The following is a 17,036-nucleotide window of genomic DNA, read 5'->3' as shown; positions in this document are numbered from 1 at the left end:
CAACACTATGATGGATGTGTATTGGCACACCGGTCATTGGAGCAATCAAGATGATCCCACTTTCTCTCGAGGCCCTAAGTCAACACTTAGGCGTGTATCGAGTCGGTGACGACGTCACCATCCAAGATTTAAGCAGTGATAGCCGCAAAATCGGCGCTGCAACCCTGTTTGTTGCCTTAAAGGGTGAGCGCTTTGACGGCCATGATTTTGCAGCTACAGCTATTGCGAACGGCGCAGCGGCGTTAATGGTTGAGCGTGAGTTAGCTTTTGATATCCCGCAGCTCATAGTGGCTGATTGTCAAAAAGCCATGGGTGCGATTGGTGCTTATGTTCGTGACCAGATCAATCCGATTTGTGTTGCTTTGACTGGCTCAAACGGCAAAACCAGCGTGAAGGAAATGATCGCGACCATTCTGTCGGCAAAGCATCAAATCCTCTATACCGCTGGCAATTTTAATAATGAGATTGGTGTGCCGCTCACTTTGCTGCGTTTAACGCCAGCGGATGAGTTTGGGATATTCGAGCTCGGCGCTAACCATAAAGGTGAAATCGATTACACCTCGGGACTTGTGCGTCCAAACGTCGCGCTGGTGAATAACGTCGGCAGCGCCCATTTAGAAGGATTTGGATCACAAGCAGGTGTCGCACAGGCGAAGTCAGAGATTTTTAATCATCTGCAGGCCGATGGCACTGCCATCATCAACGCCGATGATGCCTTCGCTGATTTTATGAGCGTTAAGGCAAGACCTTATAAGCAACTGAGCTTCTCCCAGCAAGATGGCGCCGCTAAACGTCATATCGACGTGATAGCGACAGGCCATAAGACTAATGCGGATGGTTGCTATCGTTTTATGCTCAATTATTTAGGTGAATCTTGCCAAGTGGTATTGCCGTTGGCGGGTCGTCATCAGGTGAGTAATGCTCTCGCCGCTGCAAGTGTTTGTATTGCTTTGGGATTGAGTTTGACTGAAATATCTGAAGGCTTGAGCCAATTAACGCCAGTGAAAGGACGTATGCAGCCGAGTCAATTGGGACGCGTGCGTCTAATCGACGATAGCTATAACGCAAATCCTGTGTCCGTTGGCGCGGCGATCGCTTGGTTAAAGGAAATTTCTGAAAATCGCTGTCTGGTACTGGGAGATTTAGGAGAATTAGGCGACAATGCGCCCCTTTTACACGCTGAACTAGGGCAACTGGCCAAGCAACAGGGGATTGATGCCTTGTTTTGTACCGGAACTTTAAGTCAGCACACGAGCCAAGCTTTCGGTGCGGAGCACTATGACAGTGTGGCGACGTTAGTAGAAAAACTTATAAAGCATATAAACCAGTTGCCGGGACAGGTAACGGTTCTCGTTAAAGGTTCACGTAGCGCCGCCATGGAGCGGGTCGTGGATGGCCTAACAGTAGCCTTCGGGCGTGGGGAGTTAGTGTAAATGCTGGTATATCTGGCCGAGTATTTAACCCGTTTTCATACCGGGTTTAACGTGTTTTCCTATGTGACATTTCGAGCCATTTTAGGCTTATTGACCGCATTGGTTTTTAGCTTATGGTTTGGCCCTAAGCTGATTGAACGTTTGCAATTACTGCAAATTGGTCAGGTTGTGCGTAACGATGGTCCAGAATCACATTTTAGTAAGCGTGGCACGCCGACTATGGGTGGCTTGCTGATATTGGCTGCTATTTTCATCAGCGTATTGTTGTGGGGTGATCTGGGTAGCCGCTATGTGTGGGTCATGTTGTTTGTGCTCGGCAGTTTCGGTTTGATCGGTTTTATCGACGATTATCGCAAAGTGGTACGTAAAGACACTAAAGGCTTGATCGCGCGCTGGAAGTACATTCTGCAATCTTTGGCTGCGCTGCTTATTGCTTTTTTTCTGTATGCCACGGCGGCCAATCCAGGTGAAACCCAGTTAGTGGTGCCTTTCTTTAAAGACGTGATGCCGCAACTCGGCGCCGTATTTATCGTATTGGCGTACTTCACGATAGTGGGTTCGAGTAATGCGGTGAACTTAACCGATGGTCTCGATGGTTTGGCGATTATGCCGACGGTAATGGTCGCGGCGGCGTTTGCCTTGATTGCTTATTTGTCGGGTCACGCTCAGTTTGCGAATTACTTACATATCCCGCATTTACCCGGTTCGGGTGAGTTAGTGATCGTCTGTACCGCCATTGTCGGTGCGGGTCTGGGCTTTTTATGGTTCAACACTTATCCCGCGCAAGTCTTCATGGGCGATGTGGGTTCACTGTCATTAGGTGCTGCACTTGGCACTATTGCGGTCCTCGTTCGACAAGAAATTTTGTTAGTGATCATGGGCGGCGTGTTTGTGATGGAAACTCTGTCGGTGATCCTGCAGGTGGGTTCGTACAAGTTACGCGGCCAGCGTATTTTCCGCATGGCGCCGATACACCATCACTATGAGTTAAAAGGTTGGCCTGAACCTCGAGTGATAGTGCGTTTTTGGATTATCTCGATATTCCTCGTCTTACTTGGCTTAGCCACGTTGAAGTTAAGGTAATTGGTTATGCAAAATCAGTATTCACACATAGTGTTAGGTTTGGGGGCCACGGGCTTGTCCGTGGTGCGCTATTTGTGTGGAAAGGGCATTACGCCATTGGTGATGGACAGTCGTCGGCAGCCTCCGGGCGCCGAAACGTTAGCGACGTCTTTTCCTGATGTAAAGCTGATTTCTGGCGGATTCGATTGCCGTTATCTTGTGCAAGCGACGCAGATCATTATCAGTCCCGGCATTGCTACTTATACCCCAGAGGTACGTGCCGCGGTGGATATGGGTATCGAAGTGATTGGTGATGTTGAGCTATTTGCCCGTGAAATTGCTGAACGTAAACCTTGTGTGATTGGCATTACTGGCTCTAACGGTAAATCGACCGTCACTACGTTGGTGGGCGAGATGGCAAGGGAAGCGGGTATTGCCGTTGCCGTCGGAGGTAATATCGGTGTGCCTGCGCTGGATTTACTGCATGAAAATGCGGACTTATTTGTGCTTGAGTTGTCGAGCTTTCAATTGGAAACCACCCACAGTCTTAAGTGTGTGGTGGCGACCTGTTTGAATATCAGCGAAGACCATATGGACAGATACAGTGACATCGATGCCTACCGCGAGGCTAAATTACGCTTATACAAACAAACCCGTGCCGTACTCTTTAATCGTGACGATAAACTGACCGTACCGCCAGAACCAATGAACCAAAACAGTTTTGGTTTAGCTGCGCCAGAAGCGGACGAATGGGGCATCAGCGACAGCAAGATTTATCACGGCAGCAGCGAAATAATGCCGATTACTGAAGTGTCACTGATTGGCAGTCATAACCATGCCAACCTACTTGCGGCGATGGCGCTTGTGGATGTCGTCGGTGTCGATAAGCACGTTATGGCAAAAGTGGCGCGTACTTTTACTGGCTTATCCCATCGCTGTGAAGTGGTTGGTGTTAAGAATGGCGTTACCTATGTCAATGACTCTAAAGCGACAAATGTCGGTGCTACAGTCGCCGCGCTCGATGGCTTGAGTGACCACTTAGGCGATATTATTTTGATTGCTGGCGGTGACGGTAAAGGGGCTGATTTTAAGCCTTTAGCTGTAGCTTTAGCTAAAGTGACGCACCTCATCACCTTAGGCCGCGATGGTAAAAAGATTGCTGCATTGAAAGACGGCTCGATAAGAGTCGACACTATGGCTGCTGCGGTAGCGAAAGCCGCTGAATTGGCAACCTCTGGTGATATCGTTTTATTATCGCCAGCCTGCGCCAGTTTAGATATGTACAGTAACTTCATGGCTCGAGGTGATGATTTTAGAAACCTCGTGGGACAACTTAATGGCGAGTGATGCAAGACAACTTAGCCTATTTGGGCGTTTGCGTTTAGCAATACCCAATTGGCAACGTGATACCGAAGTCCCGGGCGTGCAATTGTACGACCGTGCTTTGCTCGCGGCTGTGTTGTCTTTGATTAGCTTCGGCTTTGTAATGGTGATGTCAGCCTCTATGCCTGAAGCGCAAACGCTCACGGGGAACCCATTTTATTTTATGACTCGCCATGTGGGTTATTTAGTGGGTTGCTTATTCATTGCGGCATTTGTGCTAAGAGTAGAGATGCAGACTTGGCAGCGCTGGAGCCCCATGTTGTTGTTGATTGTGGGTTTGATGTTGTTGGCTGTATTGGTGGTTGGCACTACGGTAAACGGTGCAACGCGTTGGTTATCCATAGGCCCTATTCGTATCCAGGTGGCGGAAGTCGCTAAATTTGCCTTCGCCATCTATATGGCGGGTTACTTAGTGAGGCGTCATCAGGAAGTGCGCGAGAATGCTAAAGGCTTCTATAAGCCGATTGCAGTATTTGCGATTTACGCTGTGCTGATTTTGATGCAGCCCGACTTAGGTACTGTGGTGGTGCTATTTGTGGGAACGGTTGGTCTATTGTTTTTAGCCGGTGCGCGTTTACTCGATTTCTTTGCCTTGATTTTTGCGGGCGTATTGGCGTTTGTGGCCCTAGTGCTATTGGAACCGTATCGTATCCGCCGAGTGACCTCCTTTATGGATCCTTGGCAAGATCCCTTCGGTAGCGGTTACCAGTTGACTCAATCTTTGATGGCCTATGGTCGAGGTGATTGGTTTGGCCAAGGGCTAGGTAATAGTATTCAAAAATTAGAATATTTACCCGAAGCGCACACTGACTTTATCTTTGCCGTGATCGGGGAAGAATTGGGCTTTATCGGCATTATTGCCGTGTTATCTGTACTGCTATTTGTGGCGCTGAGATCGATTCGTTTAGGTAATTTGTGTTTAGCCATGGATAAGCCATTTGAAGGTTATTTAGGTTATGCCATCGGTATTTGGATTTGTTTCCAGACTGTGGTGAATGTCGGCGCGAGTATCGGCATGTTACCAACCAAAGGGCTGACATTACCTTTTATCAGTTACGGTGGTAGTAGTTTATGGGTCATGACTGCGGCAGCGATGATGTTGCTGCGCATTGATTACGAGCGGCGCATGACATTAGTTCAGGCCGTGCAAGGGAGATTGAAGTGATGACTCCAACAGGAAAACGTATTTTAGTCATGGCGGGTGGTACGGGAGGACATGTGTTCCCGGCACTTGCGGTGGCTAAGTATTTAGCTCAACAGGGTTGGCAAGTGCGTTGGTTAGGCACGGCCGATCGTATGGAGGCGCGTTTAGTGCCCCAGTATGGATTTGATATTGATTTCATTGATATCAAAGGTGTGCGCGGTAATGGTTTGATCCGAAAACTCGCGGCGCCCTTTAAAGTGGTGCGTTCAATATTGCAGGCTAAGGCCGTGATTGCTGAGTTTAAACCCGATGTGGTCCTTGGCATGGGCGGATTCGCCAGTGGCCCAGGTGGTGTTGCGGCAAGATTAGCCGGTATTCCACTGGTGCTGCATGAACAAAATGCCATCCCAGGGATGACGAACAAGTTGTTGTCGCGGATTGCGACGCAAGTGTTATGCGCCTTTAAAAATACCTTTACCACAGTGAAGGCCAAGGTCGTTGGTAATCCGATTCGCCAAGAACTGATTGCCTTAGGCGCAGAACCTCAGCCTGAGGCTGATGAAGCCTTAAAAGTGCTCGTGGTCGGTGGCAGCCTTGGTGCCAAAGTATTTAACGATCTTATGCCAGAAGCGGTCGCGATACTGAGTCAGCAGCAGTCAGTGACGGTTTGGCATCAAGTGGGTAAAGATAATCTTACGGGCGTGAAGGCGGCATATCAGCAACAAGGACAAGATGGTGGCGTGAATATCGCTGAGTTTATCGACGATATGGAAGCCGCCTATCGCTGGGCTGATGTGGTATTGTGCCGAGCTGGCGCCTTGACTGTGTCTGAGTTAGCGGCGGTGGGGCTACCGAGTATTCTGGTACCTTATCCCCATGCAGTGGATGATCATCAAACCCGTAACGCTCAAGTATTGGTTGAGGCTGGCGCAGCTTTCCTATTGCCACAGGCCATCTTGGACGTGAATAAACTGGCGAACAAATTACAGTTGCTCGCCAATGACAGAACAGAATTAGCCCGTATGGGCCAAAGAGCGAGAGACGTTGCGGTACTGGATGCGACTGAACAAGTTGCCGCAGTGTGCATCAGCCTTGCTGAGAAAGGATAAGCATGACTAAGACAGAAAGATACGCACAACTGAGAAGTATGATCCCAGAAATGCGCCGTATTAAGCGTATTCACTTCGTCGGCATTGGCGGCGCGGGCATGGGCGGGATCGCCGAAGTGTTAGTGAACGAAGGCTATCAGGTGAGTGGTTCGGATATTGCGCAAAATGCCGTGACCGACAGATTGTGTTTACTCGGTGCCAAGATCCAAATTGGTCATGCCGCTGAAAACGTGCAGCAAGTGGATGTGGTCGTCGTATCAACCGCGATTAATCTGGAAAATCCAGAAATCCTTGCCGCTAAAGAATTACGTATTCCTATTGTACGTCGTGCTGAGATGTTAGCCGAGTTGATGCGTTATCGACATGGTGTGGCGATTGCGGGCACCCATGGTAAAACCACGACAACGAGCCTTATCGCCAGCGTTTATGGTCAAGCTGGGCGGGATCCAACCTTTGTGATTGGTGGTTTGCTCAACAGTGCCGGTACCAATGCCAGATTAGGCACCAGCCGTTATTTGATTGCCGAAGCCGATGAGAGTGATGCGAGCTTTTTGCATTTGCAGCCTATGGTCAGTGTGGTGACCAACATCGAAGCTGATCATATGGATACTTATGGCGGTGATTTTGAAAAACTGAAATCGACTTTTGTGGATTTTCTGCACAACTTGCCGTTCTACGGTGTTGCTGTGGTGTGTATTGATGATGCCGTCGTGCGTGAGATTCTGCCGCGTATTGGCCGTAAACACGTGACCTATGGTTTCAGTGACGATGCGGACGTGCAAGCACTTAATTTTAGTCAGCAAGGTCATCAGTGCCGTTTTACTGTCAGGCGTAAAGCTAAAGAAGATCTCGATCTGGTGTTGAATTTACCGGGCCAACATAATGTGCTCAATGCGTTAGCGGCCATTGCGGTGGCGACTGAAGATGAAATCGACGATAACGCGATTACTCAGGCTTTAGTGGAGTTCCAAGGTATAGGGCGTCGTTTCCAGCATTTAGGCAAATTTGCCACGCCGAAGGGCGAAGTCATGTTAGTGGATGATTATGGTCATCATCCCAGCGAAGTTGCGGCGACCATTAAAGCTGCGCGCGCAGGATGGCCTGATAGACGTTTGGTCATGGCGTATCAGCCGCACAGATACACTCGTACCCGTGATTTGTATGAGGATTTTGTGGAAGTGTTATCACAAGTGGATTGCTTATTGTTACTCGATATTTATAGTGCGGGTGAAGCGCCGATCACAGGTGCGGATGGTCGCGCATTATGTCGTTCAATTCGCTTGCGTGGTCAGCTAGATCCGATCTTTATCGCAAGCCCAGATCTGCTTGCAGAAGTGTTGCCCGATGTATTGCAGGACGGGGATTTATTACTCACCCAAGGTGCGGGTAATATTGGCGCCCTGTCACGACAGTTAGCGTCGTCTGGATTAGGGTTTGCTGTGGTGGAATTACCTGCGCAAGCAAGCTGATCTTTAGCGCTTGATCTGCGAGAAAAAGGAAATTTTGACCAAAGGGTTTTGGTCTATATAATGGCCGGTTTTCTGTGGTTTTTAATGGGTGTCGTTAAAGGTGGGATGAAGCGTGTCTTGGAGTGATAAGAGGCGGCACTGGCGGGCAAGAATGTCACGGTTTAATTGGTATCAGTGGAGCGGGGCTGGCTTTTTATTCTTCATCGTAGCCAGTTTTGTATTTGGTGGCTATCAGTTACATAAATTTTTGAATGATGCCAGCAACTTGCCGATTGAGGCCGTTGCCATCAAAGGTGAGCGGGTTTACACCACAGATAAAGATATACAAGTAGCACTACAGCATTTAATGCAGCGCAGTTTTTTTAGTGCTGACATTACCTTAGTGCAGCAGGCGTTAGAAGCTTTACCTTGGGTGTATCGCGCATCGGTAAGGCGTGAGTGGCCAGCGAAACTCAGGGTGTATTTGCAAGAGCAACAACCCGCAGCCCATTGGAATGGTGACTTGTGGTTGAACGTGCATGGAGAAGTATTCGAAGCGCCATCGCACCCAGAGCTTGAGCATTTACCGCAGTTATCTGGACCAAATGATATGGGCCTTGAGGTGTTGACTGTCTATGCACAGATCAACTCCCTACTAAAGATTAATGGCTTTACCTTAGCCAGTTTGAATTTAACGCCACGACATGCGTGGCACGCGACCCTTGGAAACGGTATCGTTTTAGATTTGGGTCGAGAAGATAAAATTGCACGGATACAACGATTTATTACTGTTTATCCGGTTTTGGCGAAACAAGAGAAATCCGTTGCCAGAGTAGATTTGCGCTACGACACAGGGTTGGCCGTAGGCTGGGGCGATGCACAAACAAGAGAGCCGATAATTAATGATCAAAAACCAAGATAGAAACCTTATCGTCGGATTGGACATAGGAACCTCTAAGGTCGCAGTGATCATAGGCGAAGTTCTGCCCGATGGCGAAATTAGCATAGTCGGCCTTGGTAACCATCCCTCAAGGGGCATGGATAAAGGTGGCGTGAACGATTTAGATTCGATAGTTCGCAGTGTGCAACGTGCGCTCGATCAAGCGGAATTAATGGCGGATTGCCAAGTGTCATCGGTTTACTTGAGTATTTCGGGTAAACACATCGCCTGCCAAAATGAAAACGGCATGGTATCGATCAACGATGAAGAAGTGACACAGGAAGATGTTGATAACGTGATCCATACGGCTCGCTCGGTGAAGATCCCGACCGAACGTCGCATTTTACACGTGCTGCCGCAGGAATATGCAATCGACGTTCAAGACGGTATTCGCAGCCCAATCGGTATGTCCGGTATGCGTATGGAGGCCAAGGTGCACATAGTGACCTGCGCCAATGATATGGCGAAGAATATTACTAAGAGCGTTGAGCGTTGTGGCCTTAAGGTTGACGACTTAGTGTTCTCGGGGATTGCTTCAGCCGATGCTGTGTTGACCTTCGATGAGAAAGATTTAGGTGTATGTATCGTCGATATCGGCGGTGGCACTACGGATATCGCGGTATATACCAATGGCGCCTTGCGTCATTGTGCGGTTGTACCGGTTGCAGGTAACCAAGTGACGAACGACATCGCAAAGATTTTCCGCACGCCGTCGTCACATGCTGAACAAATTAAAGTGCAGTTCGCCTGTGCGCGCAGTTCTATGGTGAGCCGCGAAGACAGTATTGAAGTGCCATCGGTAGGTGGTCGTCCATCGCGGAGCATGTCACGTCACACGCTCGCCGAAGTGGTGGAACCAAGATACCAAGAGTTGTTTGAGCTTGTGCTCAAAGAGTTGAAAGACAGTGGTTTAGAAGATCAAATCGCCGCAGGTATTGTGCTCACAGGTGGCACAGCGTCGATTCAAGGTGTGGTCGATATTGCGGAAGCGACTTTTGGCATGCCAGTTCGCGTAGCGTCACCGCTACCGATCAAAGGTTTATATGAATACGTGGACCAGTCTATTTACTCCACAGGAGTCGGACTGCTTCATTACGGCGCACGACGGGTGATCGAACGTCAGTTCGAACGTCCTGAGCGCCAAGGGGTAACTAGCGCTTGGAATCGGGTCCAAAGCTGGTTTAAGGGCGAATTTTAATTTTCATAACGCAGGCAACACGGAGATCAGACAATGTTTGAGATCATGGATACTCACTCAGACGACGCGGTGATTAAAGTCATCGGCGTTGGCGGCGGCGGCGGTAACGCTGTCGAACATATGGTCAAACACAACATTGAAGGTGTTGAGTTTATCGTTACCAATACAGACGCTCAGGCCCTGAGAAAATCAGGCGCTGGCTCAACAATTCAATTAGGACGCGATGTCACTAAAGGTCTTGGAGCAGGGGCAAACCCAGATGTGGGTCGTGCTGCAGCTGAAGAAGACCGCGAAAACATTCGCGCGGCAATCAAAGGTTCTGACATGATCTTTATCGCTGCCGGTATGGGCGGTGGTACAGGTACAGGTGCTGCACCTGTTGTGGCTCAAATCGCACGCGAAGAAGGTATTCTCACCGTTGCGGTTGTGACTAAGCCTTTCCCATTCGAAGGGAAAAAACGTATGGCTTACGCTGAGCAAGGCATTGCCGAGCTGGCTAAGCACGTGGATTCGTTAATCACGATCCCGAACGAAAAATTATTAAAAGTATTGGGCCGTGGTACTTCTTTACTCGATGCGTTTGCAGCAGCGAATAATGTGTTACTTGGCGCGGTACAAGGTATTGCCGAGCTTATCACTCGTCCAGGTCTGATTAACGTCGACTTCGCCGACGTGAAGACTGTGATGTCTGAAATGGGTAATGCCATGATGGGTACTGGCGTCGCTCGCGGTGAAGACCGTGCTGAAGAAGCGGCCGAAGCTGCTGTTGCCAGCCCATTATTAGAAGACATCGACTTAGCCGGTGCGCGTGGTGTGTTAGTGAACATTACTGCGGGTATGGATATGAGTATCGAAGAATTCGAAACTGTCGGTAATCATGTTAAGGCTTATGCCTCTGACAACGCGACTGTGGTTGTTGGTGCTGTCATCGACCCTGAAATGAGTGATGAGTTGCGTGTAACGGTTGTTGCGACTGGTATTGGTGCTGAAAAGCGTCCAGATATCCAATTGGTTTCTAAACCTGCACCTCGTCCAGAGCCTGTAGTTGTTGAACCAAAAGTCGAAGCCTATGTCGAAGAAGCTGCACATGTGAACTATGCAGCGCCAAAAGGCAACGTGTTGCCAGCGGCTCCGCAGCCAGCTCCTACGCCTGCACCATCGACAAAGCATGAATTGGATTATCTTGATATTCCAGCATTTTTGCGTAAGCAAGCCGACTAGCGAGAGCGTTTGAGTCCAGCGTAATATGTGAGGTGTTGTTCGTTTTGGGCAATACCACAACATAGCTGCATTTGTGTGACATAATAAAGTTATGTTATTATGTTGAACCAGTGCGGCTCGATTTGCCGACGCTGAGTGTACAAATATTAGGCTTTATAATTGGCATATAAACGGGTAACTGAATGATATTTCAACGAACTGTTCAGAAAATGGTGAAAACAACTGGTGTCGGATTGCATTCTGGCAACAAGGTCACTTTGAGCATTATGCCCGCGCCCGTTAATTCAGGGATCGTACTCGTGCGCACCGATTTGAGTCCTGCCGTCGCCATTCCAGCGAAGGCGGAGCAAGTTCGTGAAACCACTATGTGTACGGCACTTGTCAATGACGAAGGTATTCGTATCTCGACCATTGAGCATTTATTTGCAGCACTTGCGGGTTTAGGCATAGATAACGCTGTAATCGAAGTGGACGCGCCTGAAATTCCTATTATGGATGGCAGTGCAAGCCCATTCGTCTTCTTGTTGCAGTCTGCGGGTATTAAAGAGCAGGCCGCGCCTAAGAAGTACTTAAAGATTAAGCGCCCTGTGCGCGTTGAAGATGGCGATAAATGGGCCGAGTTAAAACCGTTTAAAGGTTTTAGAGTCAATTTTAAAATTGATTTTGCGCATCCAGAAATCGCTCGTAGCCAACAGCATGTGGTGATGGACTTTTCAACTTCTGCTTTCGTGAAAGATATCAGCCGCGCCCGTACTTTTGGGTTTATGCGTGATATCGAATATTTGCGAGCTAATAACCTAGCGTTGGGCGGCAGCATGGAAAACGCTGTTGTACTTGATGAATATCGCGTCCTTAATCCCGACGGCCTGCGTTATGAGGACGAATTTGTTAAGCACAAAATTCTAGATGCGTTTGGTGATTTATATGTAGCTGGGCACGCTATTTTAGGTGAGTTCACTGCGTATAAAACCGGTCATGCGTTGAACAACCAATTGGTGCGTGCTTTACTCGCGCAACAGGATGCGTGGGAGTTGGTCAGCTTCGAAAAAGAAGCCGATGTCCCCGTCAGCTTTACCGTACCAGGTGGCGCTGTATTTGCTTAAAAAGCGGTAAGATTATTTATTACGGCTGGCCAATGAGGCCAGCCGTTTTAGTTTTTCACCCAGTGAACCGCCAATATTTTCCGCTAATGCTGCAATGTGCTCCGCTGCTGCTGGGCTTAATTCTTTATGTCCCTGTTTAGGCTTTGCGTCATACATTGCTAATCTCGGGTTGACTTTAACTTCAATTGCGGTAAGGATTGGGAGCGTTTCTGCTTGAAGCTGGGTTAATAGCTTCGGCTTTTGGAAATTAATTCGCGCAGCCCAAGCTGCCGAAGTGGTTTCAACCACAAGAACACCCTGGCGGAAATTAGCGACTTTTAGTTGCTCCGCAACAGGACCTGCAATAATCTGCTTCACATGCTGATCCAGATACATAAGTAGTTCCGCTTTCTCAGCAAGGTCGGGTAATTTTCCCGATTGATGCAGTAATTGGCTGAGATCTTGAGGGGGCTTTTTCATATGATAATAAGATGGCTGAATTAGGCTATGAGTGTAACAGTATTTATTCAAGGTCGGAATGGCGTCACACGCTGGCAGCCCAGTAAACGCTGGTTGCTACTTCCAATACTATTGTTGGCCACTGGGTCCGGTATTTATCAACACAACTCCGCTCGATTTCAAGATCAGCAAGCCAGTGTCGATAACGATCGTCTCGTGCGCGAACAACAAAAGAAACAAGTCTTAGAGCTTAAAAGTGCTACTGAGTCTCAACTGGCTATGCTTGTGACTCATGTTGCACGTATGCAAGCCAAGATCACCCGTCTCGAAGCTTTAGGTCAACAGGTCGCCCAGCAGAATAAGTTGGATGAAGATTTTGATTTTTCATCCGAGGTTGGTGTGGGTGGTTTGAGCGAACTAGGCACTAACATCGAGCTCGGACAGCTTATCGACGATATGGATAAGTTGGCATCACGAATTGACAATAATAATGTTCAGCTTTCACTACTTGAAACAGTGTCATCTAACCACCATATAGATGATGAACGTTATATATCAGGTATCCCGCTCGATAAAGGTTGGTTATCGTCGCCCTACGGATTACGTAATGACCCTTTCAACGGTCGCAGGTCTGTGCATAAGGGGATTGATTTTACCGGTCGTGAAGGAGCTAAAGTTGTTGCGACTGCTGCAGGCGTGGTGACTTTTGCTGGAAATATGTTCGGTTATGGCGAATTGGTTGAAATCGACCATGGTAACGGTTTGCATACGCGTTATGGCCATAATAAAGCTTTGTCAGTGACTGTAGGTGATGTGGTCGCAAAAGGCGATGCTATCGCCAGTATGGGAAGCACTGGGCGCTCAACTGGGGCTCATGTGCATTATGAAGTGTTGCGCGGCGGACAGCAGATAGATCCACAAAAGTTTGTCTACCGCAAAGCAAGTTAATTGAAACATTGGCTTCTAGTTTCCATCATGGACTTGGCCTACAGAGAATAAGTGATTCAGATGTTTGGTAAATTACTGACAAAAGTATTTGGTAGTCGCAACGACCGCACCCTTAAAGGGCTTCAAAAGATCGTTATTAGCATTAACGCATTAGAAGCTGATTATGAAAAATTAACCGATGAAGCATTAAAGGCGAAAACCGCAGAGTTCCGTGAGCGTTTAGCTGCTGGAGCTTCATTAGATAGCATCATGGCTGAAGCCTTTGCTACAGTGCGTGAAGCGTCTAAGCGTGTATTTGATATGCGTCATTTCGACGTACAGTTACTCGGCGGTATGGTACTCGACAGCAACCGTATTGCTGAAATGCGTACGGGTGAAGGTAAAACCTTAACGGCAACCTTACCCGCCTACTTAAACGCATTGACAGGCAAAGGCGTCCACGTGATTACAGTGAACGATTACTTGGCACGTCGTGATGCCGAGAATAACCGCCCACTGTTTGAATTCCTTGGTTTAACCGTAGGAATCAACGTCGCAGGTATTGGCCAACATGAGAAGAAATCTGCCTATAACGCCGATATCACTTACGGGACCAACAACGAGTTTGGTTTCGATTATCTGCGCGATAACATGGCGTTTTCACCGCAAGAAAGGGTCCAACGTCCGTTGCACTACGCCCTAATCGATGAAGTGGATTCAATCTTAATCGACGAGGCGCGTACGCCGCTGATCATCTCTGGCGCCGCCGAAGATAGCTCTGAGCTATACATCAAGATCAACACCTTGATCCCTAATCTTATCCGTCAAGATAAAGAAGATACGGAAGAGTTTGTGGGTGAGGGCGACTACAGCATTGATGAAAAAGCCAAACAAGTGCATTTTACCGAGCGTGGCCAAGAAAAAGTAGAAAACCTGTTGATCGAGCGCGGCATGTTAGCCGAAGGCGACTCACTCTATTCTGCAGCTAATATTTCCCTGTTACACCACGTCAACGCGGCGCTTCGTGCGCACACGCTGTTTGAACGTGATGTGGATTACATAGTACAAGACAACGAAGTCATCATAGTCGATGAACACACGGGTCGTACTATGCCGGGTCGTCGTTGGTCAGAAGGCTTACATCAAGCTGTCGAAGCCAAAGAAGGCGTGCACATTCAAAACGAAAACCAAACATTGGCTTCGATCACTTTCCAGAACTACTTCCGTCAATACGAGAAGCTGGCAGGTATGACAGGTACAGCCGACACTGAAGCATTTGAATTCCAACACATCTATGGATTAGACACAGTCGTCGTGCCGACTAACCGTCCAATGGTGCGTAAGGATATGGCGGATTTGGTTTATTTGACCGCCGATGAAAAATATCAAGCGATCATCAAAGACATTAAAGATTGCCGCGAACGTGGTCAGCCAGTATTGGTGGGTACAGTCTCAATCGAACAGTCTGAACTGTTAGCGCGCTTAATGGTGCAGGAAAAGATCCCGCACGAAGTTTTAAATGCTAAATTCCACGAACGAGAAGCTGAAATCGTCGCGCAAGCTGGCCGTACTGGTTCTGTGACTATTGCGACGAACATGGCAGGTCGTGGTACCGATATCGTGCTTGGCGGCAACTGGAACATGGAAATCGATGAACTCGATAATCCAACAGCAGAGCAAAAAGCCAAGATCAAAGCCGATTGGCAAATTCGTCATGATGAAGTCGTTGCTGCGGGTGGTTTACATATCCTAGGCACAGAACGTCACGAATCACGCCGTATCGATAACCAGTTACGTGGTCGTGCGGGTCGTCAAGGTGACGCGGGTTCATCACGCTTCTACCTGTCGATGGAAGATAGCTTAATGCGTATCTTTGCCTCGGATCGTGTCTCTGGCATGATGAAAAAGCTGGGAATGGAAGAAGGCGAAGCGATCGAGCATCCATGGGTGTCTCGCGCAATCGAAAACGCTCAACGTAAAGTTGAAGCGCGTAACTTCGATATTCGTAAGCAATTACTCGAATTTGATGACGTCGCTAACGATCAACGCCAAGTGGTTTACGCCCAGCGCAACGAGTTGATGGATGCGGAAAGTATTGAAGATACTATCCAAAACATCCAAGACGATGTTATTGGCGCGGTAATCGATCAGTATATTCCACCGCAATCAGTAGAAGAGCTGTGGGATATCCCAGGTTTAGAGCAACGTCTACACCAAGAATTTATGCTCAAATTACCTATCCAAGAATGGTTAGATAAAGAAGACGATCTGCATGAAGAGAGTCTACGTGAGCGTATTATCACTGCTTGGGGTGATGCGTATAAGGCAAAAGAAGAAATGGTTGGCGCACAAGTGCTACGCCAGTTTGAAAAAGCCGTTATGCTACAAACGCTCGATGGCCTGTGGAAAGAGCATTTAGCGGCGATGGACCATCTGCGTCAAGGTATCCACTTACGTGGTTACGCACAGAAGAATCCAAAGCAAGAATATAAGCGTGAGTCGTTTGAGTTATTCCAACAACTGCTGAACACCTTGAAACACGACGTCATCAGTGTGCTGTCGAAAGTACAAGTGCAAGCTCAGTCAGATGTGGAAGAAATGGAAGCGCGTCGTCGTGAAGAAGATGCCAAGATCCAGCGCGACTATCAACACGCAGCGGCAGAGTCGCTTGTTGGCGGTGGTGATGATGAGCATGAAACTGTCACTGCGCAAGCACCGATGATCCGTGATGGTGACAAAGTGGGTCGCAACGATCCTTGTCCTTGTGGCTCTGGTCGCAAGTACAAACAATGCCACGGCAAGTTAAGTTAATCTGCTGATAGATTAAGCCAACTGAACAAGTAGAATAAAACGTACACTAAAGGCAACTTATCTAAGTTGCCTTTTTATTTCTTCATTAATTAAGAATTAAGCCTCACGTTTACTCCCATATCATCCGGATTACACTTTTACTCTTCTTTATATAGCTAATTGTTGTCATTCCCCATTGAACATAGTTTCACTCTTATCGATAGCCTCTAAAGTTAACCCGTCGCTGAAGCAAATTTAACCGTTAAAACTCATTTTGTGGATAAGTCTGAGGATAAAGTGGGGGTATTGTGTGACTAACTGAAAGTATTAAAAAAAGATCCATTTTTCTCAAAAAAGCCCTTGCGGACTTTATTAATCTCCCTATAATGCGCATCCACTGACACGGCAGACGGCGTTAAGCAGCCTGACGAGTTAGGTTGAATTGAGTCGCTTTTAAGCACTTAATTCAAGCGCAGCAAGAAGTTGAAAAAACTACTTGACGCACTAACGGGAATGCGTAGAATACGCAGCCCTGACCCGCTGAAAACTCAGTGTGTGGTCAACGCTCTTTAACAATTTATCAAGCAAATCTGTGTGGACACTCACAGGTGTTGAGTTAATCGAAACTGCTTAGCCTTCGGGTTGGCAGTCAAAAATTTAAATCAATGTAACAATGAGTGTTCATAGTAATATGTACAGTTTGTTTCTTTTAGCGAGAAACAAAAAATCAGAATTCATTGAGCCGCTGAAGTCGCAAGACGGAAGCAACAAAACTTTAATTGAAGAGTTTGATCATGGCTCAGATTGAACGCTGGCGGCAGGCCTAACACATGCAAGTCG

The 17,036-nt window shown here is 47.9% G+C and carries 13 protein-coding genes and 1 rRNA gene; 13 read left to right on the top strand and 1 reads right to left on the bottom strand.

What is annotated here, in order from left to right; translation table 11 throughout:
- Window positions 1-50: 50 nt before the first annotated feature.
- The 10 genes from murF (at window position 51) to lpxC (ending at window position 12,041) form a co-directional block, all read left to right on the top strand.
- Window positions 51-1,433 carry a UDP-N-acetylmuramoyl-tripeptide--D-alanyl-D-alanine ligase gene (gene murF, locus KO537_RS13890; RefSeq protein ID WP_105251193.1) on the top strand — a complete coding sequence of 461 codons (1,383 nt, stop codon included), beginning with the start codon at window positions 51-53 and terminating at the stop codon, window positions 1,431-1,433.
- A complete protein-coding gene (gene mraY, locus KO537_RS13885; protein WP_006079891.1) occupies window positions 1,434-2,516 on the top strand; it encodes a phospho-N-acetylmuramoyl-pentapeptide-transferase in 1,083 nt (360 codons plus the stop codon). It begins immediately after the preceding gene.
- 6 nt (window positions 2,517-2,522) lie between these two features.
- On the top strand, window positions 2,523-3,842 hold the full coding sequence (gene murD, locus KO537_RS13880; RefSeq protein WP_173247345.1) for a UDP-N-acetylmuramoyl-L-alanine--D-glutamate ligase: 1,320 nt from the start codon (window positions 2,523-2,525) through the stop codon (window positions 3,840-3,842).
- Window positions 3,832-5,043, top strand: a complete 1,212-nt coding sequence (gene ftsW / locus KO537_RS13875; protein ID WP_113941076.1) for a cell division protein FtsW — start codon at window positions 3,832-3,834, stop codon at window positions 5,041-5,043. Before murD ends, ftsW begins: the two co-directional genes overlap by 11 nt.
- Window positions 5,043-6,131 (top strand): undecaprenyldiphospho-muramoylpentapeptide beta-N-acetylglucosaminyltransferase, encoded by a 1,089-nt coding sequence (gene murG / locus KO537_RS13870; protein ID WP_173248714.1) that lies wholly within the window; start codon window positions 5,043-5,045, stop codon window positions 6,129-6,131. The genes ftsW and murG overlap by 1 nt, the downstream gene beginning before the upstream one ends.
- A gap of 2 nt (window positions 6,132-6,133) precedes the next feature.
- The gene (gene murC / locus KO537_RS13865; RefSeq protein WP_173247341.1) at window positions 6,134-7,600 is read left to right on the top strand and encodes a UDP-N-acetylmuramate--L-alanine ligase; all 1,467 of its coding nucleotides are present in this window, start codon (window positions 6,134-6,136) and stop codon (window positions 7,598-7,600) included.
- Between the two features lie 151 nt (window positions 7,601-7,751).
- Entirely contained in the window at window positions 7,752-8,501 is a 750-nt protein-coding gene (locus KO537_RS13860; protein WP_168826587.1) for a cell division protein FtsQ/DivIB, read from the top strand.
- Window positions 8,482-9,717, top strand: a complete 1,236-nt coding sequence (ftsA, locus tag KO537_RS13855; RefSeq protein WP_006079897.1) for a cell division protein FtsA — start codon at window positions 8,482-8,484, stop codon at window positions 9,715-9,717. Before KO537_RS13860 ends, ftsA begins: the two co-directional genes overlap by 20 nt.
- Window positions 9,718-9,750: 33 nt before the next feature.
- On the top strand, window positions 9,751-10,938 hold the full coding sequence (ftsZ, locus tag KO537_RS13850; RefSeq protein ID WP_106648312.1) for a cell division protein FtsZ: 1,188 nt from the start codon (window positions 9,751-9,753) through the stop codon (window positions 10,936-10,938).
- A 182-nt stretch (window positions 10,939-11,120) separates the two neighbouring features.
- Entirely contained in the window at window positions 11,121-12,041 is a 921-nt protein-coding gene (gene lpxC, locus KO537_RS13845) for a UDP-3-O-acyl-N-acetylglucosamine deacetylase (RefSeq protein WP_011845621.1), read from the top strand.
- A 12-nt stretch (window positions 12,042-12,053) separates the two neighbouring features.
- Here lpxC and KO537_RS13840 read toward each other — a convergent pair whose 3' ends face one another.
- Window positions 12,054-12,500, bottom strand: a complete 447-nt coding sequence (locus KO537_RS13840; protein WP_106648311.1) for a DciA family protein — start codon at window positions 12,498-12,500, stop codon at window positions 12,054-12,056.
- A gap of 27 nt (window positions 12,501-12,527) precedes the next feature.
- Between KO537_RS13840 and KO537_RS13835 the strand changes: the two genes are divergently transcribed.
- From KO537_RS13835 to KO537_RS13825, 3 genes are all read left to right on the top strand, one after another.
- The gene (locus tag KO537_RS13835) at window positions 12,528-13,427 is read left to right on the top strand and encodes a M23 family metallopeptidase (RefSeq protein WP_105251201.1); all 900 of its coding nucleotides are present in this window, start codon (window positions 12,528-12,530) and stop codon (window positions 13,425-13,427) included.
- A 60-nt stretch (window positions 13,428-13,487) separates the two neighbouring features.
- Entirely contained in the window at window positions 13,488-16,217 is a 2,730-nt protein-coding gene (secA, locus tag KO537_RS13830; protein ID WP_173248712.1) for a preprotein translocase subunit SecA, read from the top strand.
- Between the two features lie 755 nt (window positions 16,218-16,972).
- Window positions 16,973-17,036 (top strand): 16S ribosomal RNA (locus tag KO537_RS13825); the annotation flags it as partial.

Origin of the sequence: Shewanella sp. NKUCC01_JLK (assembly GCF_019345615.1) — a bacterium.
Lineage (GTDB): Bacteria > Pseudomonadota > Gammaproteobacteria > Enterobacterales > Shewanellaceae > Shewanella > Shewanella oncorhynchi.
This window is presented reverse-complemented; position numbering and strand designations above follow the sequence as displayed.